The sequence below is a fragment of the Curtobacterium flaccumfaciens pv. betae genome (assembly GCF_026241855.1).
Taxonomy (GTDB): Bacteria; Actinomycetota; Actinomycetes; order Actinomycetales; family Microbacteriaceae; genus Curtobacterium; species Curtobacterium flaccumfaciens.
Window position 1 is genome coordinate 2132385 of record NZ_JAPJDC010000001.1, and the last position, 24732, is coordinate 2157116.

A 24732-nucleotide genomic window follows, 5' to 3' on the forward strand; every position below is an offset into this window, starting at 1 on the left:
CCGGTGAAGGGGGACACGCTCGTGAGGCAGACCAAGGCGGGACGGGCTGACAGCGTCGTCGAGTTCTGGCGGATGTTGGAGCTGTTTAGCCCGCAACCGATACCGAAACGCCGTGGCCCGGGTGTCTCGGAGTGGACTCCAGGCAAGCGTCTCCCGTGGGAGTCCCGCCCTGACGATGATCGGGACCTGGTCCAGCACCACGTCGTCTACCTCGGTCCCTACCCACTCGCAGGCATCTACGACTGGCTGCATCAGGCGTTCTCCGACGCTCAGGATGCCTTCGATTCACAGCCACCCGGGGAGAGCGCTTGCGCGGCACTCGTGGTCGACGAACACGGATCACTGGTACCAGGCTCGCCGACACTGTCGTCAGCGCTCTGGGCCGTCGGACGTATCAGGGCCGGCGACGATCGGCCATCGGAGTGGGTCGAGGCGTTCTCGCCGGCCGCGGAGCAGTTCACGGAACGCGTGACGGATCTCGTCGGCGAGGATGAGGACGACGGAACCACGCCGATCATCGGCGCCACGGCGATGCGCGAACTCCTCGAGGCCGCACATGCGAGTGCCGGCGTCACCGGACTCTCACGACTTGCAGGGCAGGACGTCCGTATCCGAAGTGTGCCGGTGAAGCGGGCAGCGCCGGACCAAACGGTCGACTCCGACTTCCTCAACAGTTTCTTCCTCGGAGACCTCACCGTCGTCCGGAATGCGGTGGACGCTGGTGACGTCGGGGCAGCGCTCAGGTCGTACCTCACACCAGACGGCGCAGTGGACGAGGAGTCGCGACACGACGTAGCGGCCGATGTCCAGGCCGAGAACGACCTGCTGGGTCCCTCGAAGATCCCACTCGGCCGGTGGCCGGCGTCGGCGACACACCACCTTGCGCGCAGTCAGCAGTTCGCCGTCAACCATCTGTTCGACGCTCTCGGGGACACAGGCGGAACCCGCGGTGTGAACGGCCCGCCGGGCACCGGGAAGACCACGATGCTCAGGGACGTCCTGGCGGGCAACGTCGTCGAGCGGGCCCGAACGCTCTCCCGCTTGCCAGACCCGAGTGCTGCTTTCTCACCGACCACGCACAGGTGGACGGCAGACCAGTACACCATGAGCGTTCCCGCCCTGATCCCGAGTCTCACCGGGTACGAGATGGTCGTGACGTCCGCGAACAACGCCGCCGTCGAGAACGTCTCCGAAGAACTCCCGTCGAGCGATGCCCTCGGCGAAGAGTTCGGAGACGCTGAGTACTTCGCGGACATCGCCACTTCCCTGCTGGACAAGCGGAAGGCGCCCGACAAGGATCCGCAGGCGTGGGGCCTCGTCGCCGCGAAACTCGGGAACAAGAAGAACCGGGGGCGATTCCACTCTGCATTCTGGTTCGGCGCCCGTGACGGCTCACGTCCCGGGCTCCAGGACATCCTGAAAGCGGTCAAGAACGGTGAGCGTGAACCGGCCGACTGGGCTCGGGCTCGCGAGGAGTTCAAAGCCGCTGAAGGCCTCGTCCAACGGCTCCTCGAGGAACGAGCCGCGGCAGCCCGACGGATCGCCGATCTCGAGTCCACGACTGCTTCCCTCCGCAGCCTCCGCGACCAGGAAGAGCGATCGCTGCACCAGCTCCGGCGCGCGCGGACAGCAGTTGCGGAACGGCAAGCCGTTCTCGAAGCTGCGCAACGACGTCAGTCCGAAGTGCAGCAGCGTCTGTATTCAATCATCGCGTTGCGTCCCGGTTGGGTGGAGGCACTCCTGACTCTCGGAAGGGCACCACGCGAGTGGCGAAGTCAGGTCACTCCCGTGATGGCGGAGCAGACGCAACGTCGACGGGAAGTGGGGTTCGCCGACGTTGAGTACGCAAGTGCACAGCACACCGCCACGGTCTCTGACGAGCAACTCGGGGCAGTCCGCACCGCCATGGCGGATACGCAGACGACCGCCGACTCCCTCGCCTCCCTCTGTTCCGAGGATCGCACCCGGTACGGAGACGCGTACCCGCTCGACGACACCTCCGTGGACCGCTTCCACACGCGAGCACCGTGGCTCGACCCCGAGCTCGACCGTGCACGCTCGATGCTCTTCCTCCAGGCTCTGCGGCTGCATCGGGCCTGGTTGGAGAACACTGTCGACAAGACGCTGCCAGGGTTGCGCGCCGCCGTGTCGGTCGTCGCCGGAAGCGCACCAGCGGGGCTTTCACCAGAAGCCGCGAAGGCTGCCTGGCAGCTCTTCTTCATGGTGGTCCCGATGGTGTCGACCACGTTCGCGTCGATCAGTCGGATGTTCGGTGCACTCGGATCGGAAGCCCTCGGCTGGCTGCTCATCGACGAAGCGGGACAGGCCTGTCCTCAGTACGCGGTCGGGGCCATCTGGCGTGCACGGCGAGTACTCGCAGTAGGTGATCCGTTGCAGCTCACGCCCGTGGTCACGATGCCGGCCAAGGCACAGCGTGACATCGCCACCGCGTTCGGCCTGACCTCCCTGTGGATTCCACCCGCAGCCTCGGTGCAGACGCTCGCAGATCGGGTCTCACCGTTCGGCACCACCTTGGCCGTCGGAGACGACGACAAATGGGTCGCGGCGCCCCTCCGCGTGCACCGGCGGTGTGACGACCCGATGTTCTCGTTGTGCAATCGGATCGCGTACGGCGGCCTCATGGTGAGCGCTGTCCACCGTTCACTCAAGGGTCCTAGCGGTCCCGATCGCTTCGACGGCACGGCCGGCCCGATCATGGCGAGCAGCTACTGGGCGGACACCCCCGCAGAGACTCCTGGTTCGCATCTGCAGGAGCGAGAGTTCGAGCGCCTCGGGCTTGCCATGGAGTACCTGCAGACGCACGGCGTCGACGCACACGAAGTCATCGCGGTCTCACCCTTCCGCGCCGTCGCGAATCGTCTCGAGAGCTTTTCGAGGGACTACCCCGGTATGCATGGTGGGACCGTGCACACCGCCCAGGGCCGCGAGGCTGAGGTCGTGTTCCTCGTGCTCGGAGGCGATCCTGATGCACCCGGCGCGAAGGCGTGGGCATCGGAATCGGTGAACCTCGTGAACGTCGCCGTCAGCAGAGCAAAGCGGCGGCTGTACGTCATCGGTGATCGTACTGCGTGGGCCGAGTTCCCGTTCTTCCGCGACCTCGCCGCCTCGCTCGGCTAGCCCGTCAGGCGATGTCCGCGGAGTCCGCCGGGTCGCAGCTGACCTCGGACCACACCGCGTCGAGCGACAGTCCGACCACGCCCGCGACCGACGCGATCGTCGAGAACGCCGGCGTCGCGATGCGGCCGGTCTCGATCTTCCGGAGCGTCTCCGGCGAGATCCCCGCGGCCAGGGCGGTGTCCACGATCGACCGCGGGCCACGGGCACGACGGAGCAGCGCACCGAGGCGACGACCGCGCGCGACCTCGTCGGGGCGGAGTGGGAGACGGACCATGACCACATAGTAATACCGGTATGATCATCCGCGTGATCGAGATCCTGACCCCCGCCGAGGTCGACAAGGGCCGCGCCACCGGAGCCCTCGTCGGCACGATCCTGCAGACCCTGCGCGAACGCACCCGCGTCGGCACCAACCTGCTCGAGATCGACCGGTGGGCGAAGCAGATGATCGAGGCCGCCGGTGCCGACTCCTGCTACGTCGACTACGCGCCCTCGTTCGGCCGTGGTCCGTTCGGCCACCACATCTGCACGGCCGTGAACGACGCCGTGCTGCACGGGCTGCCGCACGACCGGGTGCTGCACGACGGGGACCTGCTCACCCTCGACCTCGCGGTGTCCCTGGACGGCATCGCCGCCGACGCCGCGATCAGCTTCGTCGTCGGCACCCCGCGCTCCGAGGACCTCGCCCTCATCGACGCCACCGAACGCGCGCTGGCCGCGGGCATCGCCGCCGCCGGACCGGGCGCCCGCATCGGTGACCTGTCCCACGCGATCGGCACCGTCCTCGAAGCCGCGGGCTACCCGGTGAACGTGGAGTTCGGCGGACACGGCATCGGCTCGACCATGCACCAGGACCCGCACGTGTCGAACACCGGACGCCCCGGCCGCGGCTACACGCTCCGGCCCGGACTCCTGCTCGCGCTCGAACCGTGGGTTATGGCGGACACCGACGTCCTGGTCACCGACGCCGACGGGTGGACGCTGCGGAGTGCCACCGGAGCGCGGACCGCCCACACCGAGCACACCATCGCGATCACCGAGGACGGCGCCGAGGTGCTCACGCTCCCCCGCTGACCGTCCCGACGACCTCGACGGACAGGCCACCCGCCGCGACGACGAGCACCACGTCCGGCGCGGGGGACAGCACGGTGAGCGGTTGTCCGACACCCTCGAACACGGCGGTGCCGGCGGCCACGTCGACCTCCACCGCGAGCGGGTCGACGCGCAGCCCGCGACCGTCGCGTTTCAGCACGGCCTCCTTGGCCGCCCACGCGGTGGCGAGGATCGCCGGGTCCCCGTCGGCTCGACGGAGTTCGTCCGGGGTGAAGGCGTCGAGCGGTGCGGCAGCGACCCGCGACACCCGTTCGACGTCGACGCCGAGCGCCGACGGCCCCACCGCGAGGGCAACGACCCCCGGTGCGCGCGCCAGGCTCACGCCGACCGCGGTGCCCGCGACGGTCGCCCACGGACGACCGTGGTCTGTCCCCGCGCAGTGCGGGCAGACGCGCCCCGCGCGCACCGCGACCGGCTCGACGCCGGTCGCCGACGCGACGGCGGCGACCAGGGCCTCCCGGTCGTCGGCGCGGTCAGCAGTCGGCGTCCGGAGCGTCACCGTGACGGTCTGGAGGCGCGACCCACCGACCCGGGCGGCGCCCGTCGGTCGTGTGGTCGCGCCCAGAGCGGATCAGGCGTGCGTCAGCGCGATGAGCGCGACGTTCATGGTGCTGTACTGCCCCTCGGAGCGGGTCGCCTGGCGAACTCGTCCGCGCAGGACCTCGTAGCGGCCGTCGTGCTCGCGCACGAAACCGATCACACCCGTCGCCGGAGTCGACACCCGGTGGTAGCCGTCCTCGAGCGGGACGACCTCGGTGCTCGTGGTGCGTTCCATCGTTCTTCCCCTTCCGTTCATCCTCGAACAGTGGCGCCAGCATACCCCGGTACGGGGGACAAGACGTCCACAGGAAGCACGGTCCGGAGCGTTCCCCCAGAGTCTGGCGGTGCCCCTGCGTGGCCTGGATAGACTCCGGGCGACAGCGCCCTCGTGGCGCGGTCCGGTGCGGTGCCACGGGGTACCGACCGGCGACGGACGGAGGACGGATGCGAGCGGTCCAGCACGGATCGGGCACGGACGGATCGAGCGGGCGAAGGGGGACAACGCGGCTGTGGAGCCGTGTGACGGCGGCCCTGGTCGCGATGCTCATCGTCCTGGCTCCGGCAACGACCGCACACGCCACGGCGCCCGTCGACCTGGGCGGCGCGTACGTCCTCGACGAGGCCGACGCGCTGACCGCATCCCAGCAGTCGAAGGTCGAGCAGGCCGTGCAGGACCTGTACTCCGAGACCCAGACGCAGCTGTTCGTCGTGTTCGTGCCGTCCTTCACCGACCCCACCGACCACACCGAGTGGGGCCGGGCCGTGATGGAGCAGAACCAGATCGACACCGACGGCATCCTGCTCTCGGTCGCGGTCGACGAGCGCAACTACGACGTCCAGCAGACGAACGAGACCGCGATCTCCTCGTCCGACGTGGAGAACGCCGTCAACGACGCGCTGCTCCCCGAGCTCAAGCAGGGCGACTGGTCCGGCGCCGCCGTGGCCTTCGCCGACGGGCTGACCCAGTCGCAGGCCCCGGTGGACCTCACCTGGCTGTGGATCCTGCTGCTCGTCGTGGTCGTCGGGCTCATCGTCGTGGTCCTGGTCATCCGGACCCGGAACAAGCGCCGCACCGCCGCAGCGACCGAGGCGCAGGAAGCCTCGCTCGCCGACCTCGAACGCACCGCCGGCGGCGCCCTCGTCACCATCGACGACGAACTCCGCACCGCCGAACAAGAGGTCGGGTTCGCGAGCGCGCAGTTCGGCCCGGATTCCGCCAAGCCCTTCGCCGACGCCGTGCAGGCCGCTCAGCGCGAGGTCCGCAAGGCCTTCACGATCCGGCAGCAGCTCGACGACGAGATCCCCGACACCCCCCAGCAGCGCGCCGAGTGGGCGAACCAGATCATCGTGATCTGCGAACGGGCGCACGCCGCGATCGAGGAGCAGACCGAGGCGTTCGACCAGCTCCGGTCGCTCGAGGACGGCATCGAGGACGCAGCCGCGTCGCTCGCCCAGGCCGTGGCTGCCGCACCGGCTTCGGTCGGGGCCGCCGCCGCCGCACTCGACCGCGTCCGCGCCCGCTACACCGGCCGCACCCTCGCCACCGTGGCGAACAACGTCGACCAGGCCCACCAGGTGCTCGCCTTCGCCACCGAACGCTCGAACGCCGCCACCGCCTCCATCGCCGCCGGCGACAAAGGCGAGGCGGTCGTCGCCGTGCGCGACGCCCAGCACGCGCTCGCCCAGGTGCAGCAGCTCACCGACGGCGCACTCGCCGCCGAGCAGTCCTTCAACGAGGCCACCGCCCGCGCCGAGGCGATGCGCATCGACATCCAGGGCGACGTCGCCGCCGCCCGCAGCCTGCGCTCGGGCGGCCCGGACCTCGCCGCCGCGGTCACCCGCGCCGAGGCCGTGCTCCGCCAGGGGCTCGACCCGAAGGACCCCGTGGCGGCCGTCGACGCGCTGACCCGGGCGAACACCGAGATCGACCAGGCCATCGCCGCGGCACGGGGTGCCGAGGAACAGCGCCAGCGCGCCACCCAGGCGCTCGACGCGGCCCTGCGCGACGCCCGGAACCGGATCAGCCAGGCTCGCGACTACGTCTCCCTGCACCGCGGCGGCATCGGCCCGACCGCCCGGACCCGGCTGTCCGAGGCCCAGCGTGCCTACGACGACGCCGTCGAGCTCGCCCCGAGCAACCCCGGCCAGGCACTCAACGCAGCCCGCGCGGCCGAGCAGTACGCCGCCGCAGCGATGGACGCCGCCAACGACGACCTCGGTGGCTGGGGTGGCGGTCAGGGCGGTGGCGGTGGCGGCGCCCAACTCGGTGGCCTGGTCACCGGACTCGTCCTCGGCGGCCTGCTCGGCGGTCGCGGCGGCAGCTACGGCGGCGGCTCCTTCGGGGGCGGTGGCTTCGGCGGCGGCGGGGGCTTCGGCGGCGGAGGCGGCTTCGGCGGAGGCGGCGGCGGGGGCGGCGGCGGCTTCTCCGGCGGCGGCCGCTTCTGACGGGCACGCTCCCCCGCTCCCGACACGGCCGGACCCGACCGGAGCTGACCCGGCCTCCGGCACCCAGAACCAGACACGACCCGACAACACCGTCCACAGGACTTCCACGAAAGGGAACAGCAATGGCCAAGCAGACCATCTTCGGACGCATCTCCACCCTCGTGCGCGCGAACATCAACCAGATCATCGACGACGCCGAGGACCCGCAGAAGATGCTGGACCAGCTCGTCCGCGACTACACGAACAACATCGCCGACGCGAAGACCGCGATCGCGCAGACCATCGGCAACGTGCGCCTGCTCGAGCAGGACCACGAAGAGGACAAGAAGGCCGCGGTCGAGTGGGGCCAGAAGGCCGCCAACGCCTCCGCCGCCGCCGACAAGTACCGCTCCGAGGGCAAGTCGGCCGAGGCGGACAAGTTCGACAACCTCGCCAAGATCGCGATCGGCAAGCAGATCGCCGCCGAGCAGGAGGTCAAGGACGCGGAGCCGAACCTGGCGTCGCAGAACGAGGCCGTCGAGAAGCTCAAGACCGGTCTCGCCGGCATGGAGCAGAAGCTCGAGCAGCTCCGCGCGAAGCGGGACAACCTCGTCGCCCGCTCGAAGACCGCCGAGGCGCAGTCCCGCGTCAACGACGCCCTCGGCAACATCGACGTGCTCGACCCGACGAGCGACCTCGGCCGCTTCGAGGAGAAGGTCCGCCGCGAAGAGGCGAAGGTGCTCGGCCAGCAGGAGCTGCAGTCGTCCAGCCTCGACGCCCAGTTCGAGAGCCTCGAGGACGTCGGCAAGGACGCCGAGGTCGAGGCACGGCTCGCCGCGCTGAAGTCCGGCGGATCCTCGAGCATCTGACGAACGCCCTGACGACGCCGGACCCCAGCTGACAGACTGAGACGATGCACTTCCTCGTGGTCGGTCAGTGGCAGGGTTCGGCGTCGTCGCGCGCGATGCGGCTCGGGGACGGCGCGTCGGCGATCGCGGCCGACCTCCCCCGGGCGTCCACCACCGTGGTCGACGTCCCGGCCGGAGCGGGTGACCGCCTCGAGACCGCCGTCGCCCGCTACACCTCGGTGCTCGCCGTCGCCGAACGCGTCGCCGAGGAAACCGCAGTCGCCACCGAACCGGTGCTCGTCGTCGGCGGCGACGGCGCCAGTGTCCTCGGCGCGACCGCCGCCCTCGCACCGGACACCGCGTTCGTCCGCATCTCCGGGTCGAGCGGGTACCGCGCGCTCAACCGGGCCCAGCCCGTCGCCGCCGAGACCGCCGCCCTGCGCCTGCTGGTCGACCGCCCCGACGACCTGTTCCCCGGCCTGCCCGTGGTGCCGGCGTCCTCGGTCGTCGTCGCCGGGGTCCGCGGGGTCGAGGACGCCGAACGGGCCGCCCTCGACAAGGCCGGGATCGTGCACCTCGACGTCGACGCCGCCACCCCGGACGCCCTCGCCGCAGCGGTCGAGCGGACCGGTGCCGCATCGGTCTTCGTGCACGTCGACCTCGACGTCCTCGACCCGTCGGAGGTCGACGGACTCCTCGAACCCGTCCCGTTCGGCCTCGACGGCGCAGCGCTCGTCGAGCGCATCCAGGCCGCGACGCGCGGCCGCCGCCTCGTCGGCGCCGCGCTCACCGGATTCGCCCCCGTCGACCCGGACCGGGCGGTGGACGACCTCGGCGTGATCCTGCGCGTCGTCGGAGCGGTGACCAGCGCCTCCCGGGTGGGCTGACCACGGGCACGACGCGACCGGCGGACCCCCTGCCGGTCCGCGTACGCTCGGCAGCATGACGGACTACGACCTCATCGTGATCGGAGCCGGCGCTGTCGGCGAGAACGTGGCGGACTACGCCAGGAAGCGCGACCTTTCGGTCGCGATCGTGGAGGCCGAGCTCGTCGGCGGCGAGTGCTCCTACTGGGCGTGCATGCCCTCGAAGGCGCTCCTGCGCAGTGGACACGCCCTGGCCGCCGCCAAGCGGCTCGACGGTGCGAAGCAGGCCGTGACCGGCACGCTCGACGCCGCACACGTGCTTGCCCGCCGCAACTCGTTCACCTCCGACTGGAAGGACGACAGCCAGGTCTCGTGGCTCGAGTCCGCCGGCATCGACCTGATCCGCGGGCACGCCCGCATCACCGGCCCGAAGACCATCGACGTCGACGGCGAGACGCACACCGCGCGCGCAGCTGTCGCGGTCGTCACCGGTTCCCTGCACACGCTGCCCCCGGTGCCCGGTCTCGCCGAGGCGAAGCCGTGGGGCACCCGCGAGGGCACCAGCGCCCAGCAGGTCCCCGAGAGCCTGCTCATCATCGGCGGCGGCGTCTCCGGCTCCGAGCTCGCAACCGCGTGGGCGTCCCTCGGCGCGAAGGTCACCCTCGTCGCCCGGCACGGTCTGCTCGGCGGCATGGAGCCCTTCGCCGGGGAACTCGTCGCCGACTCCCTGCGCGAACTCGGCGTCGACGTCCGCACCGGCGTCAACCCGGTCCGGGTCGACCGCGACGAGCACGGTCTCGTCACCACGGTGCTCGACGACGGCACCACGGTCATCACGAGCGAGGTGCTCGCCGCCACCGGCCGCGCCGCCCACACGCGTGACCTCGGGCTCGAGACCGTCGGCCTGACCGCGGGTGACTGGCTCGACGTCGACGACACCATGCTCGTGCACGGCACCGACTGGCTGTACGCCGTGGGTGACGTCAACCACCGCGTCCTGCTCACCCACCAGGGCAAGTACCAGGCGCGCGCCGCCGGCGAGGCGATCGCCGCCCGGTACCAGGGCACGCCGCTGCACACCGAGCCGTGGGGCGCACACGTCGCCACCGCCGACCACGCCGCCTCGCCGCAGGTCACCTTCACCGACCCCGAGGTCGCGAGCGTCGGCCTGACCGAGGCGAAGGCCCGCGAGCAGGGGCTGAACGTCCGCGCGGTGGAGTACGACCTCGGTGCGATCGCCGGGTCCTCCCTGCAGGCAGACGGTTACACGGGCCGCGCGAAGATGGTCGTCGACGAGGACCGCGGGGTCGTCGTGGGCGTCACGTTCGTCGGCCAGGACGTCGCCGAGATGCTGCACGGCGCCACCGTCGCCGTCGTGGGCGAGGTCCCGATCGACCGCCTGTGGCACGCGGTGCCTGCCTACCCGACGATGAACGAGATCTGGCTCCGCCTGCTCGAGACGTACGGCCGCCCGGCCTGAGCGTGCGCAACCCGCTGCTCGACTCCCCCGTGTCCCGTGCGGGGTGGGTGTTCGCGACCGCCGTCGGGCTCGCCGTGGGCGTCCCCCTGTCGACGGGGCGGATCCGGGTGGAGGACGGGCTCGTGGTTTGCACGGGGCTGCCGCGCTGGGTGTTCCGGCGCGGCGGCACCTGCGTCGGTTCGGTGTACCTGACCCGCGACAACGACGGCCCGCGGGTGCTCCGGCACGAGCGGGTGCACGTCGAGCAGTGGCGCCGGTACGGCATGCTCATGCCGCTGCTCTACGCCGTCGCCGGGCGGGATCCCCTGCGGAACCGGTTCGAGGTCGAGGCCGGCCTGGAGGACGGCGGCTACCGCTGACGGGGGCGGGTGCGGCTACCGCTGACGGGTGCGGGTGCGACCTCGGCGGACGTGTCGGCCGGCGGCTCGGTCGGTCACGACACCCCGCCGGGAGCGCGGCGAGCGGTCGCAGACCGTCGCCTGCGGCGCCGCCAACCGACAGTTCGTGACCACTCGGCGTCCGGCGCACGACGTGTCGTGACCACTCGACGGCAGGCCCGCCAGGCGACGAAACGCGACCAGCCGACGGCCTGGAGGCGCGTGGCGGCGCCGCCACGGGCCTCCCGGCCGCCACGCCCCACCCCACTGCACCACCCGCCGGTCACAACACCCCGTCGGGAGCGCGGCGAGCGGTCGCAGACCGTCGCCTGCGGCGCCGCCAACCGACAGTTCGTGACCACACGGCGCCCGGGCCACGACGTGTCGTGACCACTCGGCGGCAGGCCCGCCAGGCGACGAAACGCGACCAGTCGACGGCCTGGAGGCGCGTGGCGGGCCCGCCCCGGGCCTCCCGGCCGCCACGCCCCACCCCACTGCACCACCCGCCGGTCACAACACCCCGCCGGGAGCGCGGCGAGCGGTCGCAGACCGTCGCCTGCGGCGCCGCCAACCGACAGTTCGTGACCACCCCGCGCCCAGGCCACGACGTGTCGTGACCACTCGGCGGCAGGCCCGCTAGGCGACGAAACGCGACCAGTCGACGGCCTGGAGGCGCGTGGCGGGCCCGCCCCGAGCCTCCCGGCCGCCACGCCCCACCCCACTGCACCCACCCGCCGGTCACAACACCCCGCCGACCCCGCGGCGAGCGGTCGCAGACCGTCGCCTGCGGCGCCGCCAGCCGACAGTTCGTGACCACACGGCGCCCGGGCCACGACGTGTCGTGACCACTCGGCGGCAGGCCCGCCAAACGGCGGCGGGCCCAGCCCAGCCCAGCGCGCCGGGCGGCGGCAGCGCCGCCCGCGCGTCAGGCCGCGCGCCGCCGCGGCACCACGAGCGGCGTGCCGGTCTCGGGGTCGGGGACGACGACGCACGGCAGGCCGAAGACGTCCTCGACGAGGTCCGCGGTGAGCACCGACGCCGGCTTCCCCGCCGAGACGATCGCCCCGTCGCGCATCGCGATGACGTGGGTGGCGTAGCGCGCAGCCTGGTTCAGGTCGTGCAGCACCGCGACGACCGTGCGACCGGCGGCGTGCAGCGTGGAGGCGAGTTCGAGCACGTCGTACTGGTGGGCGATGTCGAGGAACGTCGTCGGCTCGTCGAGCAGCACGATGTCGGTCTGCTGCGCGAGCACCATCGCGATCCACACCCGCTGCCGCTGCCCGCCGGAGAGCTCGTCGACGCTCCGGTCCGCCAGTTCCACCGTCTCGGTCTGCTCGAGTGCGGCCTGGACGGCCTGTCGGTCGGATCCCGACGATGGGTGCAGCAGGTCCTGGTGCGGGAACCGGCCCCGGGACACGAGGTCACGCACGGTGATGCCGTCGGGGGCGATCGGGGTCTGCGGGAGCATGCCGACCCGCCGGGCGACGGCCTTCGGGCGGTACGAGTCGATCGGCGCCCCGTCGAGGAACACCGTGCCGGCTCGCGGCTTCAGGGTGCGGGCGAAGGACTTCAGCAGCGTCGACTTGCCGCAGGCGTTCGGCCCGACGATGACCGTCAGCTCGCCGTCGGGGATGTCGACGTCGAGCGTGTCCACCACGACCCGGTCGTCGTAGGCCAGGGTCAGCCCGCGGGCCCCGAGCGCGGTGGTCGGGACCGGCCCGAGCGCGGTGCCCGCGTCCGACATCAGTGCTCGGCCTTGCCGTGCCGCCAGTACCCCATGAACGCGACCTGCTTGCGGTCGATGCCGACGCCGCGCACCAGGTGGCGGCGGAGTTCCTTGACGCAGCCGGCCTCACCGGCGATCCAGGCGTACACGGGGCGCTCGTCGACCGGGGCGGGGACGTCCCACAGCACCTGCTCGTCGACGTCGACGTCGGTGAGCTCGGCGGCCGGCTCGCACGCGGCGGCGGACGACGGCGCGACGGTGGAGGCCCAGGCGTGCACCTGGTCGGTCATCCGGACCCCGTGGGTGGCGCCGTTGCGGGCGATCCAGCGGACCTCGACCCCGGCGGGCGCGGTGACCGGCAACCGGTCGGCGTCGGTGGGCACCTCGATGAAGACGTGGCCGACGGTCGAGACGTCGAGCGCTTCGAGGATGGCGCAGATGGCCGGTGCGGCGGTCTCGTCCCCGGCGAGCAGGATCCGGTTCGCGTGTCCGGGAGCGAACTCGGCGGCCCCGGTCGGCAGGTCCTCCGGCGACTCGGGGACCCGCGGCCCGACGATGCGCAGCTCGTCACCGACGCGGCAGGCCGAGACCCAGCGCGACGCCGGGCCGGTGTCGCCGTGCGCGACGAAGTCGATGTCGAGCTCGCGGGCGTCCGGCCGGAACGAGCGGACCGTGTACGTGCGGAGCGGGTTGCGGGTCTCGTCCGGCAGCGCGCGCCAGGCGGCGTACCAGTCCTCGTCCTCCGGCAGTTCGGAGAAGCCGATGCCGGGCAGGGGCAGCACGATCTTGATCCGCTGGTCGAGACCGACCGAGGAGAAGTCGGCGAGCGCGTCGCCCGTCAGCGTCACCCGGACGAAGTTCGGGGTGAGCGACGTGACGGCGGCCACGCGGACGGAGAAGACGCGATACCGGGTTGCCACGGAATCGAGTATGGCATGCCTTACCTAACGTCTCCAGGCCCCCGGAACGGTGCGAGGATCGTCCCCGTGTCCGAAGCCCCCGACGACGAATTCGCCGACCTGCCCGCCCTCGCCAGCGCGAGCGGCGTCCCTGAGCCGCTCCGCGCCTCCAGGCAGGTGGTCCGCACCGCGGACGGGCAGGAGATCTCCGCCATCCGGTGGGGCGACGACGGCCAGGAGGCCCGGATCACCTACCTGCACGGGCTCGGCATCGACGCCCACAGCTTCGACACCACGGCACTCGCCGTGGGCGAGCCGGCGGTCGCCCTCGACCTGCCCGGCCACGGCCGGTCGTCGTGGCGGGAGGACGCGGACTACGCGGCGGCCGCGACGGCGCCGAGCGTGCTCGCCGCGCTCGACGCGCTCGCGGTGCCGCCGGGCATCGTCGTCGGCCACTCGCTCGGCGCCATCCTGTCCGCCCGACTCGCGGCCACCGCGCCGGAGCGGGTGACCGGGCTCGTGCTCGTCGACATGTCGCCGGACTTCGCGCAGCGTGCGGTGGACCGGATCGCCCGCGCGCTCGAGGCCGAGGAGCCGTTGGAGTCGCTCGAGCAGGTCGTCGACCGGGCGATCGAGGCGCGGGTCGGCGACGACCGGCAGGTGCTGCTGCGCGAGGCCCGGCACACCACGGCCCTCGGTGCGGACGGGCGGCTCGTGCGCCGCCACCACTTCCCGCACCTGCCCGCCGGGCGGACGTCGTCGGTGGGGCGCTTCGCCGATGCGTGGCCGGACCTCGAGGCACTGCGCGTGCCGATCCTGCTCGTCCGGGGTGACCGCGGGTACGTCTCCCCGAAGCTGCACGCCGGGTTCGCCGAACGCCTGCCGGACGCCGAGATCGTGACGGTCACCTCGCGGCACGCGGTGCAGAACCAGGCGCCCCTCGAACTGGCTTCGGCGATCCGGGCATGGGCCGAGCGGCACGGATTGTTGCACCCGATCGAAGAACCGTCGCCGGACGGCGCCAGCCGCCGGTACCCTCGTGCGAGCGCGAGGCCCGATCCCAGCCCTCGTGCCCGGAAGGAACCCACCACCCCATGAGTCCGATCCTGCTCCGTCGCACCGCGCGCACCTCGCGCATCGGGCGCGCTGCCCTCGCCGCCACCGCGGTCGCCGTCGTCTCCGCCCTGGCGCTGGCCGGCTGCTCCGGCTCGTCCGACACCACCGGCGGCAAGGACGCCACGGTGCGCGTCGGGCTGGTGCTCGAGCCGACGAGTCTCGACATCCGCACCCAGTCCGGGGCGGCGCTCGAACAGGTACTCATCGACAACGTGTACCAGGGGCTCGTCGGCCGGACCGCCGAGGGCGACATCCGCGACGTGCTGGCCTCGTCGCACGAGGTCTCGGACGACGGCCTGACCTACACGTTCACGCTGCGGGACGGCACGACGTTCCAGGACGGCAAGCCGGTCACCGCGGCCGACGTCGTGTGGTCGCTCGAGCAGGTCAAGTCGAACGACTCGTACGTCGACTCCGCCAAGCTCGCAGGGGTCACGTCGATCACCTCGCCGTCGGCCGACTCCGTCGTGCTGAAACTCGCGAAGCCCGACTCCGACCTGCTCTGGAACCTGACCGGCCGCTCCGGCCTGGTGCTCGAGAAGGCCGCGGACAACGACCTGTCCGACAGCGCGAACGGCACCGGTCCGTTCGAGGTGGCCGACTGGAAGCAGGGCGACTCGCTCACCTTCGACCGCAACGAAGACTACTGGGGCACGAAGGCGAAGGTCGCGAAGATCGTCTTCCGGTACATCACGGACCCGTCGACCGCCGTCAACGCGATGGCGAACGGTGACCTCGACGTCCTGAACCCGGTCGACGGCACGCTCAAGAGCCAGCTGCAGGGCAACGCCGACATCGCGCTGCACAGCGGCAAGACGACCGACAAGTACACGCTCGCGTTCAACAACCGCAAGGAACCGTTCACGGACGAGCGCGTGCGCCGGGCCATCCGGCAGGCGATCGACGCGAAGGCGCTCATCAAGGCGATCGGCGGCACCGGCGTGGAGCAGGGCGGCCCGATCCCGGAGCTCGACCCCGGCTACGAGGACCTCACCGACATCGACGCGTACGACCCCGCGAACGCGAAGAAGCTCCTGGCCGCCGCCGGCCAGCAGGACCTGAAGCTGACGCTCACCTACGCGAACATCTACCCGACCACGATCGGCGACGTGCTGAAGTCGCAGCTCGCCGACGTCGGGATCACCCTGACGGTCAAGCGTGTCGACTTCGCCACCTGGCTGTCCTCGGTGTTCCAGGCACCGAAGTCCGGCGAGCGGGACTTCGACCTGTCGATGGTCGACCACGTCGAGGCCCGTGACTTCGGCAACTGGGCGAACCCGGACTACTACTTCGGGTACGACAACGCGAAGGTGCAGGCGCTCTACGCCCAGTCGATCGCGGCGACCGACGAGGCCACGAAGACCGAGGCACTCCGCAAGGCTGCACGCATCGTCAGCGAGGACGCGGCCGGCGAGTGGCTCTACACGGCGACCGAGATCACCGCGGTGCGCTCCGGCGTGACGGGCTTCCCGGTCGACGGCGGGAACTCCCGCCTCGACCTGGCGAAGCTCGCGGTCAAGTGAACCGGAGCGGCCGCGGCGGGGTTTCCGTCCCCGTAGCATCGGTGTCGTGACCCGGTTCCTCATCGGGCGGGTGCTCCTGCTCGTCGTCGGCCTGCTCGTGGCGAGCGTCATCATCTTCGCCACGCTCCGCGTGCTGCCCGGTGACGTCGCCCAGGTCGTCGCCGGCACGCAGTCGACCCCCGCACAGGTGGAACAGCTCCGGCAGCAGCTCGGACTCGACCGGCCCGTCGCGGTGCAGTACCTCGACTGGATCGGTGGGGTGTTCCGCGGTGACCTCGGCCGCTCCCTGGTGACGAACGGCGCCGTCGCGCCGGAGATCGCGCAGAAGCTCGCGATCACCCTGCCGCTCGCCGCGATGTCGCTGACGACCGCACTGGTGATCGGCGTCCCGCTCGGGGTGATCGCCGCGGTGCTCCGTCGCCGCCCGGGTGGTGCGGTGATCGGGTTCGCGGCGCAGGCGGTCGCCGCCGTGCCCGTCGTGTGGGCCGGCATGCTCCTCGTCGCCCTGTTCGCGGTGACGCTGCACTGGCTGCCGACGCAGGGCTTCCCGCTCGACGGCTGGTCGGAACCCGGGCGGGCGTTCGCGTCGCTCGTGCTGCCCGCGCTGACGATCGGTGCGGTCGAGGGCGCCGTGATCCTCCGGTTCACCCGGTCCGCCACGCTCTCCGTCCTCGACGCCGACCACCTGCGCACGGCCGCCGCCGTCGGGCTCACCCGCACGCAGGCGCTGCTCCGCCACGGTCTGCCGAGCGTCGCCCTCACGGTGCTCGCCGTGCTCGGTGTCCAGATCGCCGGGCTGCTCGTCGGTGCCGTCGTCGTCGAGCAGCTGTTCTCACTGCCCGGGGTGGGCCGGATGCTCGTGACCGACGTCGGCCGCCGCGACATCACGAAGGTGCAGTCGGAACTGCTCGTGCTCACCGGACTCGTGCTGCTCGTCGGGTTCGCCGTCGACGTCGTGCACCGCACCCTCGACCCCCGACAGCGCGAGGTGCAGGGATGATCCGCCGCCTGGTGTCCCGACCGACCGGGGTCTTCGCCGTCGTCGTGCTCGGCCTGCTGCTCGTGCTCGCCGCCGTGTCGCTCGTCTGGACGCCGCAGAACCCGTTCCGCGCCGACCCGTTCCACCAGTGGGAGGGGCCGAGCGGCGCGCATTGGTTCGGCACCGACGCCGCCGGCCGCGACATCGCGAGCTACCTGCTCGCCGGCACCCGCACCACCGTGCTCGTCGCTGTCGGTTCCGGGGTGATCGCGAGTGTCGTCGGCATCGTCCTCACCGCGATCGGTTCGCTCACCGCCCGCTGGGTGCGCGAGGGCACCGCGGTCCTGCTCGACATCCTGGTGGCGTTCCCGACCCTGCTCACCGCGATGCTCCTGACCGCGGTGTTCGGCGGGTCGCTCGGCGTGGTGATCGTCAGCGTCGGGCTGTCCTTCGGCGTGACGATCGCCCGCGTGGCCCGCGGGGAGATCCCGCGGATCGCCCGGAGCGACTACGTGACCGCGGCCCGGGCGTCCGGCGTCGGCGGTGCCGGGGTGCTCTTCCGCCATCTGGTGCCGAACGCGGCGCCGCTGTTCACCGTGCAGCTGTCGCTCGCGATGGCCACGGCCGTGCTCGCCGAGGCCGGGCTGTCCTACCTGGGCTACGGCGCCGGGTCGGACACCGCGTCGTGGGGCAGCCTGCTGTCCGACCTGCAGACCTACATCGGGGTCCACCCCTGGAGTGCGACCTGGCCGGGAGCCGCCATCGCCCTCGTCGTCGCGGCACTGTCGTTGCTCGGCGACGCGGTGCGTGACGCCTCGGACCCGCGGCTGACGACGAGCGACCGCACGACGAGCGACCGCACGACGACCGACGGCACGACGCCCGACCGGAGCGCCGACCCGGCGACGACCACGCCGGGGGTGACCGCATGACCGACCACGCAGCCGGCCCCGCCGACGCCAACGGCACCGGCACCGGCCCCGCCCACGCCACCGCAGCCTCCGGGCTCGAGGTGCGCGGGTTGTCGGTCCGCATCACGGGGCGGACGATCCTCGACGACGTCAGCTTCACCGTGCCTCCCGGCCAGCGCGTCGGCGTGATCGGCGCGAGCGGATCCGGCAAGTCGATGACCTCGCTCGCCCTGATGGGCCTGGCGCCCACCGGCGCCGTCGTGACGGGCAGCGTCCGCCTGGACGGCACCGAACTCGTCGGCCTGCCCGACCGCGAGCGCGCGCGACACCGCGGGGCGGGCATCGCGATGGTGTTCCAGGAGCCGGGGACGGCGCTCGACCCGCTCCGCCGGGTCGGCGCGCAGATCGCGGAGCCGCTCCGGCTGCACCGCGGGTTCGACCGGCGTGCGGCCCGCGCGGCAGCCGTCGACCTGGCGGCGTCCGTGGGCCTGCCCGACCCGGAGTCGCTGCTGCGGCAGTACCCGCACCAGTTGTCCGGCGGGCAGCGGCAGCGGATCTGCATCGCGATGGCGATGGCGGGCGAGCCGTCGTACCTGGTGGCCGACGAACCGACCACGGCGCTCGACGTCACCACCGAGGCCCGCATCCTCGACCTGTTCGAGCACCTGCCGGCGGGCATGGTGTTCGTCACCCACGACCTCGCCGTGCTCGCGCGTATCGCCGACACCGCCGTGGTGCTCGACGCCGGCCGAGTGGTCGAGCAGGGCCGCGTCGCGGACCTGCTCGCCGCACCGCAGCACCCCGCCACCGCCGCACTCGTCGACGCCGCACGTGCCACCGCCAGGAGGACCGCCCCGTGACCCTCCCCGTCCTCGAGGCCACCGGCCTTCACCGCACCTACCGACTCCCCCGCCGCGGCCCGTTCGAGCCCGGTCCGGTCCGCACCGCCGTCGACGGTGTCGACCTGACGGTCGCCCCCGGCGCACGGCTCGGCATCGTCGGCGAATCGGGATCCGGCAAGTCCACGCTGGTCCGGTTGCTCGCCGGCCTGGAGGCCCCTTCCGCAGGCGCCGTCGCTGCCTCCGGCCGTCCGGTGGTCGCGTCCCGGTCCGCGCGTGCGTTGCGCTGGTTCCGTCGCGAGACCGGGGTGGTGTTCCAGGACCCCTACGCGTCCCTGGACCCGCGGATGCGCGTCGGCGCGATCGTCGCCGAGCCGCTGCGGGCCCTGCAGGTCCCGGGCTCGCACGACGACCTGGTCCGTGCCGTGCTGGAGCGCGTCGACCTGCCCGCCGACACGGTCGACCGGTACCCGCACGAGTTCTCCGGCGGGCAGCGGCAGCGGATCGCGATCGCCCGGGCGGTGGTGCACTCGCCGCGGATCCTGTTCGGCGACGAGCCGATGAGCGCCCTCGACGTGGTCGTCCGCGCTCGGGTGATCGAGCTGTTCCGGTCGCTCGCCGACGACCTCGGGCTGACGCTCGTACTGGTGTCGCACGACATCGGCGTCGTGCAGCGGCTGTGCGACACGGTCGCGGTGATGTCCGAGGGCCGGATCGTCGAGCACGGGCCGGTGTCGCTCCTCGACGCGCCGCAGCACCCGGTGACGCGGGCGTTGGTGGCGGCGGCGCCGACGCTGCCGTAGGCGGGGCTGCGCGGGGGTCGCGCGGGGACGGGTGCGGTGCCGGGTGCAGACGTGGAACGACACCGTCGACGTCGTACGACACCGACATCGTCGCCCGCACGCGCGTGCAACCGTTGCGGACGCGCTGGTGCGACAGGGTCGCTGTCGTACGACGACGACTTCGTCGCACCGGCTCGACGCACCCGACGCACCCGACGCACCTCGACGCGCCTGACGCACGAGCACGCAGCGCGCGTCAGGCGGTCCAGGCAGCCGGGTGCCGCCGCTGCCAGCGCAACCGGCGCTCGAGCTGCGCGCCGATCGCGAGCAGGACGCGCTCGCCTCCGGGGCGTCCGATCAGCTGCACGCCCATCGGCAGCCCGCCACCGTCGGGGTGGTCGTCGTCGGTCACGCCGACCGGCAGGGTGATCGCGGGGAGCCCGGACACGTTCGCCATCGACGTCCACGGTGAGTACGCGCACTGGCGGCGGAAGTCCTCGTCCGGGTCGTCGCCGTACCAGCCGAGGGGCCGCGGTGTCATCGCGAGGGTCGGCGTGAGCACCGCGTCGAACCGGTCGAACGCGCCGATGAGCGTCGTCGAGAAGGTGTCGAGCGTCGTCATCGCCTCGAGGACCTGCGTGCCGGACAGTGCCCGTCCGCGTGCCACGAGCCACGCCACGAGGGGGGTCAGCGACGACAGGTCGATGCCGGGCACCTGCGGCAGGCGGGCGGCCGAGCTCTCCCACGCCACCCGGAACGCGTCGGCGTACGGCACGCGGGGCATCCGGACGTCCTCGACGCCGTGCCCGACCTCGCCGAGCACCCGCACGGCGGTCTCCACGGCGGCCCGGGCCGCGGGGTCGACGACCACGTCGACGGTGTCGTCCCACGGTGAACCCTCGAGCACCCCGACGACGAACCGGCCCTCGCCGCGGACGGCGGCCGCGGTGAACGGCCCCTCGCCGGCGTCGGGGGTGACGAGCGCGTAGGGCGACGGCTCGGGCAGCCCGGTCGGCGCGACCAGCGCGTCGAGGAGCATGCCCGCATCGGCGACGGACCGGGTGAGCGGCCCGGCGACGGACAGACCGCCGACGCCGGAGCGGCCGGGCATCGACGGCACGCGGCCGCGGCTCGGCTTCAGCCCGACGAGTCCGGTCGCCGCGGCGGGGATCCGCACCGATCCGCCGCCGTCCGACCCGACCGCGGCGGGCACGAGTCCGGCGGCGACGGCGACGGCCGCACCGCTCGACGACCCGCCCGGCGCACGCGTGGTGTCGTAGGGGTTCCGCGTCACGCCGAGCCGGGTCTCGGACGACGAGGACATGCCGAACTCCGGTGACGCGGTCTTGCCGAGGCTGACGGTGCCGGCCGCGTCGAGCGCGGCGACGAGCGGGTGGTCGGCCGACGCGGGACGCTCCGGCAGGCTCGCGGTGCCGTTCCGCGTGGGGACGCCGGCGCGGTCGTACAGGTCCTTGTCGGCGGACGGGAGGCCCCACAACGGTCTCGACGTCGGCACCAGGTGGCCGAGGCGATCGGCTCGGGCCCGGGCAGCGTCCGCGGTGACCGTCACGAAGGCGCCGAGTCCGGCGTCCAGGCGTTCCACGCGGGACAGGTAGTGCTCGGTGACCTCGAGGGCGGTCGCTTCACCCCGGCGGATCCAGTCCCAGAGTTCCTGCGCGGAGAGGTGGTGGAGTTCGAACACGGCTCCGAGCCTAGGCGGCGGTGGCCCGTATCCTTCGACGGTGGACACCACTCTCCCCTCTGGCACGACGAAGCGCCGGATCGAACTCCGGCTCGTCCGGCCCCTGTTCGCCTGGTTCGCCCGGCCGACCGTCACCGTCGACGGGGTGGGGCACCCGGCCCAGTGGGGCACCGGCACGTGGGCGGTGCCGGACGACGGCGACACGGTGATCGGCGTGTACCTGTTCAACCGAGCGTGGCGGTTCGGGGCGGCCTCGGTGTCGGTCGGCGGCGCGACGGCGCTGGACTACCGGGGCGGGCTGCTGCCGGTGGGTGCGGGTCGGCTGACGCCGCGGGGCTGAGGGTCGCGCCGGGCAGGGTCGCTCGGCGGCTACTCGAACATCTCGGCGAGGAGCGCGTGCGGGTCACCGTCGACCACGTGCGCCGATCGTCGCTCCGGCCAGTGCGTCGTGGCGTCGTCCGGCCAGCACGGCACGACGTGGAGGTGCAGGTGCGGCACGCTCTGGCCGGCGTCTGCACCCGATGCCTGCAGCACGACGGTCCCGGTCGCGCCGAGGGCACCCTTCATCGCACGGGCGACACGCTGCGCCAGGGCCGTGGTGGCGGCGAGCGCCGTGGGTCCTGCACTGAGCAGGTCGGCGGTGTGCTCGACCGGCACGACCAGGGTGTGGCCGGGAGCCAGTGCCGAGTCGGGCAGGGGTGCGAAGGCGACGGCGTGCTCCTCGCGTTCGACCCACACGGCGGGTTCGTCACCGGCGATCACGGCACAGAAGACGCAGGAGTCCATCGGCCCAGTCTGCTGCACGTGGGGTGCCCGCTCCGCGTGGGACGATGGGCGCATGACCGCCACGCTCGTCGCCAAGGGCCTGTCCGGCGGGTACGCCGCTCGCACGCTGTTCGACTCCCTCGACCTGACGGTGGCGCCGGGCGACGTGATCGGGGTCGTCGGCGTGAACGGTGCCGGCAAGTCGACGCTGCTCCGGCTGCTGGCCGGGGTCGACGAGCCGCTGGCGGGCACGGTGTCCCTGGCGCCGACGGACGCGTTCGTGGGGTGGCTCCCCCAGGAGCACGAGCGCACCGCCGGTGAGACCGTCGCGGCGTACCTCGGCCGGCGGACCGGCTGCACCGAGGCGACCGCGACGATGGACGCAGCGGCGGCGGCGCTCGGCGACCCCGATGCCGGCGACGCAGCGGCCGACCGGTACTCGGCGGCGCTCGACCGCTGGCTCGCCGCGGGGGCCGCGGACCTGGAGGACCGGATCCCGGCGGTGCTCGCCGACCTCGGCCTCGAACCCGGCACCGGCGACTCGGGTGCGGACGGCGTCGGCCCGGACTCCCTGATGACCGCGCTGTCCGGCGGGCAGGTCGCCCGCGTCGGGCTCGCCGCGCTGCTGCTCTCGCGGTTCGACATCGTCCTGCTCGACGAGCCGACCAACGACCTCGACCTGGACGGCCTCGACCGGCTCGAGGCGTTCGTGCGCGGGCTGCGCGGCGGGGTGGTGCTCGTCAGCCACGACCGTGAGTTCCTGGCGCGCTCGGTGACCTCGGTGCTCGAGCTCGACCTGGCGCAGTCGTCGAACCGGCTGTTCGGCGGCGGGTACGACTCGTTCCTCGAGGAGCGCGAGATCGCCCGGCAGCACAAGCGTGACGCGTACGACGAGTTCGCGTCGACGAAGGCCGACCTGGTCTCACGGGCACGGACGCAGCGCGAGTGGTCGAGCCAGGGTGTCCGGAACGCCATGAAGAAGAGCCCGGACAACGACAAGATCCGCCGCCGTGCCGCCTCGGAGTCGAGTGAGAAGCAGGCGCAGAAGGTCCGGCAGATGGAGTCCCGCATCGCCCGGCTCGACGAGGTCGAGGAGCCGCGCAAGGAGTGGCAGCTCGAGTTCACGATCGGCAGTGCACCCCGGTCGTCGGCCGTCGTCGCGACGCTGTCGGACGCCACGTTCACCCAGGGCGACTTCACCCTCGGCCCGGTCTCGCTGCAGGTCGACGGCGGCGACCGGATCGGCATCACCGGTCCGAACGGCGCCGGCAAGTCGACCCTGCTGCGGGCGCTGCTCGGCAAGCAGGCACCGACGACGGGCACGGCCTCGCTCGGCTCGAGCGTGGCGGTCGGCGAGGTCGACCAGGCGCGTGCGGCGTTCACCGGCGACCAGCCACTGGCAGCGGCGTTCGAGGCGATCGTGCCCGAGTACACCACCGCCGACGTCCGGACGCTGCTCGCGAAGTTCGGGCTGAAGGCCGACCACGTCGGCCGACCGGCCTCGGCGCTCTCCCCGGGCGAGCGCACCCGGGCCGGGCTCGCACTGCTGCAGGCCCGCGGGGTGAACGTGCTCGTGCTCGACGAGCCGACCAACCACCTCGACCTGACCGCGATCGAGCAGCTCGAGCAGGCGCTGGAGTCCTACGACGGGACCCTGCTGCTCGTCACACACGACCGGCGCATGCTGGAGACCGTCCGACTCGACCGGCAGTGGCGGGTCGAGGGCGGCACCGTCACCGAACGCTGACGGATCGACCGAGGGGGACGCACCATGCGACGCAGCACCTGGATCGCGACGACCGCGGGGGTGGTGGTGCTCGCCGTCGCCGCCGTCGTGGTGGGGGTGACCGTCGGGTCGCCGGCACCGGAGCCGACCCGGGCGGCGCGGGCGACGACGACTCCGACCCCGAGCGCCACGCCGACCCCGACGCTCGCGGCCGTCCCCGCTGCACCATCCGACGCGACCCTGGCCGCACTGCCGTTGGCGTTCCACGACGCCGTCGTGCCGCAGTTGCTCGACGGCGGGGATGTGGAGCCCGAGGACACCTGGCAGATCGCGACCCCGCGCACGCCGCTCGTCGCCCTGTACGCGAGCCCGTCCAGCGGCGCCCGACCGGTGGCGACCCTGTCCCACCTGGTGTCGACGATCAACCGGCCCGCGGCGACCGCGGTGTGGGGTCGCTCCCCCGGCCGGGACGGCGGGATGCTCCTGGTGTCGACGCCGTCCCGCAACCGCACCCCCGGTGACGGCGGTGACCCGGACGCGCCGAGCGCGACGTTCGCCTGGGCCCGGGCGGCCGACTTCACCGTGACGGGGACCGACCGGATGATCCGGGTCGACGTCGCCGCCAGCACGGTGTCCGTCGTCACCCGGTCGGGCAAGGTCACCGCGACCGAGGCCGCCCGGCTCGGGACGCCGGAGGACCCCACACCGGCCGACACCGCCACCTACGTCGAGGCGGCGTACGTCGACACCCGCGTCGCGTACACGCAGGGCAACCCGATCATCCTGACCGGGGCGCACTCGTCCCGGATCCCGTCGTACGGCGGCAACGCTGCGCTGACCGCGTTGCACTACTACCCGGACCCGACCGGCAGCTCGCACGGCTGCGTCCGGATCTCGGCGGAGATGACCCGCACCCTGGCGGCGCTGCCCGTCGGCACCCCGATCCGGTTCGACTGAGACGGGGTCGACCGAGACCGG

23 protein-coding genes are annotated in these 24732 nt (G+C 72.6%); 16 read left to right on the forward strand and 7 right to left on the reverse strand.

Translation table 11 applies throughout. The annotated features are described in order from the left end of the window. The first annotated feature begins 21 nt into the window (after positions 1 to 21). The gene (locus tag ORG17_RS10050) at positions 22 to 3138 is read left to right on the forward strand and encodes a DEAD/DEAH box helicase (protein ID WP_301565368.1); all 3117 of its coding nucleotides are present in this window, start codon (positions 22 to 24) and stop codon (positions 3136 to 3138) included. A 4-nt stretch (positions 3139 to 3142) separates the two neighbouring features. Here ORG17_RS10050 and ORG17_RS10055 read toward each other — a convergent pair whose 3' ends face one another. Then, positions 3143 to 3412 (reverse strand): helix-turn-helix domain-containing protein, encoded by a 270-nt coding sequence (locus ORG17_RS10055; protein WP_173034076.1) that lies wholly within the window; start codon positions 3410 to 3412, stop codon positions 3143 to 3145. A gap of 32 nt (positions 3413 to 3444) precedes the next feature. Here ORG17_RS10055 and map point away from each other — a divergent pair, with 32 nt between their 5' ends. Further along, entirely contained in the window at positions 3445 to 4212 is a 768-nt protein-coding gene (map, locus tag ORG17_RS10060; protein ID WP_214527573.1) for a type I methionyl aminopeptidase, read from the forward strand. Here map and ORG17_RS10065 read toward each other — a convergent pair. Continuing rightward, positions 4196 to 4750 (reverse strand): 4'-phosphopantetheinyl transferase family protein, encoded by a 555-nt coding sequence (locus ORG17_RS10065; protein WP_214527572.1) that lies wholly within the window; start codon positions 4748 to 4750, stop codon positions 4196 to 4198. The genes map and ORG17_RS10065 overlap by 17 nt on opposite strands. A 72-nt stretch (positions 4751 to 4822) precedes the next feature. Next, positions 4823 to 5026 carry a hypothetical protein gene (locus tag ORG17_RS10070; RefSeq protein WP_017885770.1) on the reverse strand — a complete coding sequence of 68 codons (204 nt, stop codon included), beginning with the start codon at positions 5024 to 5026 and terminating at the stop codon, positions 4823 to 4825. Between the two features lie 284 nt (positions 5027 to 5310). Here ORG17_RS10070 and ORG17_RS10075 point away from each other — a divergent pair, with 284 nt between their 5' ends. The 5 genes from ORG17_RS10075 to ORG17_RS10095 all read left to right on the forward strand — a co-directional run bounded on the left by ORG17_RS10075 (position 5311) and on the right by ORG17_RS10095 (position 10768). Further along, positions 5311 to 7236 carry a TPM domain-containing protein gene (locus ORG17_RS10075; RefSeq protein ID WP_301565367.1) on the forward strand — a complete coding sequence of 642 codons (1926 nt, stop codon included), beginning with the start codon at positions 5311 to 5313 and terminating at the stop codon, positions 7234 to 7236. 122 nt (positions 7237 to 7358) lie between these two features. Next, positions 7359 to 8084, forward strand: a complete 726-nt coding sequence (locus tag ORG17_RS10080; RefSeq protein WP_110859024.1) for a PspA/IM30 family protein — start codon at positions 7359 to 7361, stop codon at positions 8082 to 8084. Between the two features lie 44 nt (positions 8085 to 8128). Beyond that, complete coding sequence (locus ORG17_RS10085; RefSeq protein WP_027465799.1) at positions 8129 to 8950, forward strand: arginase family protein; 822 nt, start codon at positions 8129 to 8131, stop codon at positions 8948 to 8950. A 55-nt stretch (positions 8951 to 9005) separates the two neighbouring features. Then, complete coding sequence (locus ORG17_RS10090; RefSeq protein WP_214527570.1) at positions 9006 to 10409, forward strand: dihydrolipoyl dehydrogenase family protein; 1404 nt, start codon at positions 9006 to 9008, stop codon at positions 10407 to 10409. A gap of 2 nt (positions 10410 to 10411) precedes the next feature. Continuing rightward, positions 10412 to 10768, forward strand: coding sequence for a Fe-S oxidoreductase (locus ORG17_RS10095; RefSeq protein ID WP_175330772.1), 357 nt, complete (start codon positions 10412 to 10414; stop codon positions 10766 to 10768). Between the two features lie 943 nt (positions 10769 to 11711). Here ORG17_RS10095 and ORG17_RS10100 read toward each other — a convergent pair. Both ORG17_RS10100 and ORG17_RS10105 read right to left on the reverse strand, forming a co-directional pair. Then, a complete protein-coding gene (locus tag ORG17_RS10100; protein WP_111056362.1) occupies positions 11712 to 12530 on the reverse strand; it encodes an ABC transporter ATP-binding protein in 819 nt (272 codons plus the stop codon). Further along, a complete protein-coding gene (locus tag ORG17_RS10105) occupies positions 12530 to 13432 on the reverse strand; it encodes a siderophore-interacting protein (RefSeq protein ID WP_231495675.1) in 903 nt (300 codons plus the stop codon). The genes ORG17_RS10100 and ORG17_RS10105 overlap by 1 nt, the downstream gene beginning before the upstream one ends. Positions 13433 to 13498: 66 nt before the next feature. Between ORG17_RS10105 and ORG17_RS10110 the strand changes: the two genes are divergently transcribed. Genes ORG17_RS10110 through ORG17_RS10135 form a run of 6 tightly spaced genes read left to right on the forward strand, consistent with a single transcriptional unit; the run spans position 13499 to position 19582 of the window. Beyond that, entirely contained in the window at positions 13499 to 14509 is a 1011-nt protein-coding gene (locus ORG17_RS10110; protein WP_214527569.1) for an alpha/beta fold hydrolase, read from the forward strand. Next, positions 14506 to 16050 carry an ABC transporter substrate-binding protein gene (locus tag ORG17_RS10115; RefSeq protein ID WP_214527568.1) on the forward strand — a complete coding sequence of 515 codons (1545 nt, stop codon included), beginning with the start codon at positions 14506 to 14508 and terminating at the stop codon, positions 16048 to 16050. The genes ORG17_RS10110 and ORG17_RS10115 overlap by 4 nt, the downstream gene beginning before the upstream one ends. A gap of 46 nt (positions 16051 to 16096) precedes the next feature. Further along, positions 16097 to 17050, forward strand: coding sequence for an ABC transporter permease (locus ORG17_RS10120; protein ID WP_214527567.1), 954 nt, complete (start codon positions 16097 to 16099; stop codon positions 17048 to 17050). Beyond that, entirely contained in the window at positions 17047 to 17961 is a 915-nt protein-coding gene (locus tag ORG17_RS10125; protein WP_214527566.1) for an ABC transporter permease, read from the forward strand. The genes ORG17_RS10120 and ORG17_RS10125 overlap by 4 nt, the downstream gene beginning before the upstream one ends. Next, complete coding sequence (locus ORG17_RS10130; RefSeq protein WP_250892488.1) at positions 17958 to 18800, forward strand: ABC transporter ATP-binding protein; 843 nt, start codon at positions 17958 to 17960, stop codon at positions 18798 to 18800. The genes ORG17_RS10125 and ORG17_RS10130 overlap by 4 nt, the downstream gene beginning before the upstream one ends. Beyond that, a complete protein-coding gene (locus ORG17_RS10135) occupies positions 18797 to 19582 on the forward strand; it encodes an ABC transporter ATP-binding protein (protein WP_214527565.1) in 786 nt (261 codons plus the stop codon). The genes ORG17_RS10130 and ORG17_RS10135 overlap by 4 nt, the downstream gene beginning before the upstream one ends. A gap of 235 nt (positions 19583 to 19817) precedes the next feature. Here the strand turns inward: ORG17_RS10135 and ORG17_RS10140 are convergent, their stop codons facing one another. Then, positions 19818 to 21263 (reverse strand): amidase, encoded by a 1446-nt coding sequence (locus ORG17_RS10140; protein ID WP_214527564.1) that lies wholly within the window; start codon positions 21261 to 21263, stop codon positions 19818 to 19820. 40 nt (positions 21264 to 21303) lie between these two features. Between ORG17_RS10140 and ORG17_RS10145 the strand changes: the two genes are divergently transcribed. Next, a complete protein-coding gene (locus tag ORG17_RS10145) occupies positions 21304 to 21603 on the forward strand; it encodes a hypothetical protein (protein WP_027465808.1) in 300 nt (99 codons plus the stop codon). A 29-nt stretch (positions 21604 to 21632) separates the two neighbouring features. Here ORG17_RS10145 and ORG17_RS10150 read toward each other — a convergent pair whose 3' ends face one another. Further along, positions 21633 to 22049 carry an HIT family protein gene (locus ORG17_RS10150; RefSeq protein WP_110864029.1) on the reverse strand — a complete coding sequence of 139 codons (417 nt, stop codon included), beginning with the start codon at positions 22047 to 22049 and terminating at the stop codon, positions 21633 to 21635. A gap of 52 nt (positions 22050 to 22101) precedes the next feature. Here ORG17_RS10150 and ORG17_RS10155 point away from each other — a divergent pair, with 52 nt between their 5' ends. Then, positions 22102 to 23775 (forward strand): ABC-F family ATP-binding cassette domain-containing protein, encoded by a 1674-nt coding sequence (locus ORG17_RS10155; RefSeq protein ID WP_214527563.1) that lies wholly within the window; start codon positions 22102 to 22104, stop codon positions 23773 to 23775. Between the two features lie 24 nt (positions 23776 to 23799). After that, positions 23800 to 24711 (forward strand): L,D-transpeptidase, encoded by a 912-nt coding sequence (locus ORG17_RS10160; RefSeq protein WP_214527562.1) that lies wholly within the window; start codon positions 23800 to 23802, stop codon positions 24709 to 24711. Positions 24712 to 24732: the final 21 nt, after the last annotated feature.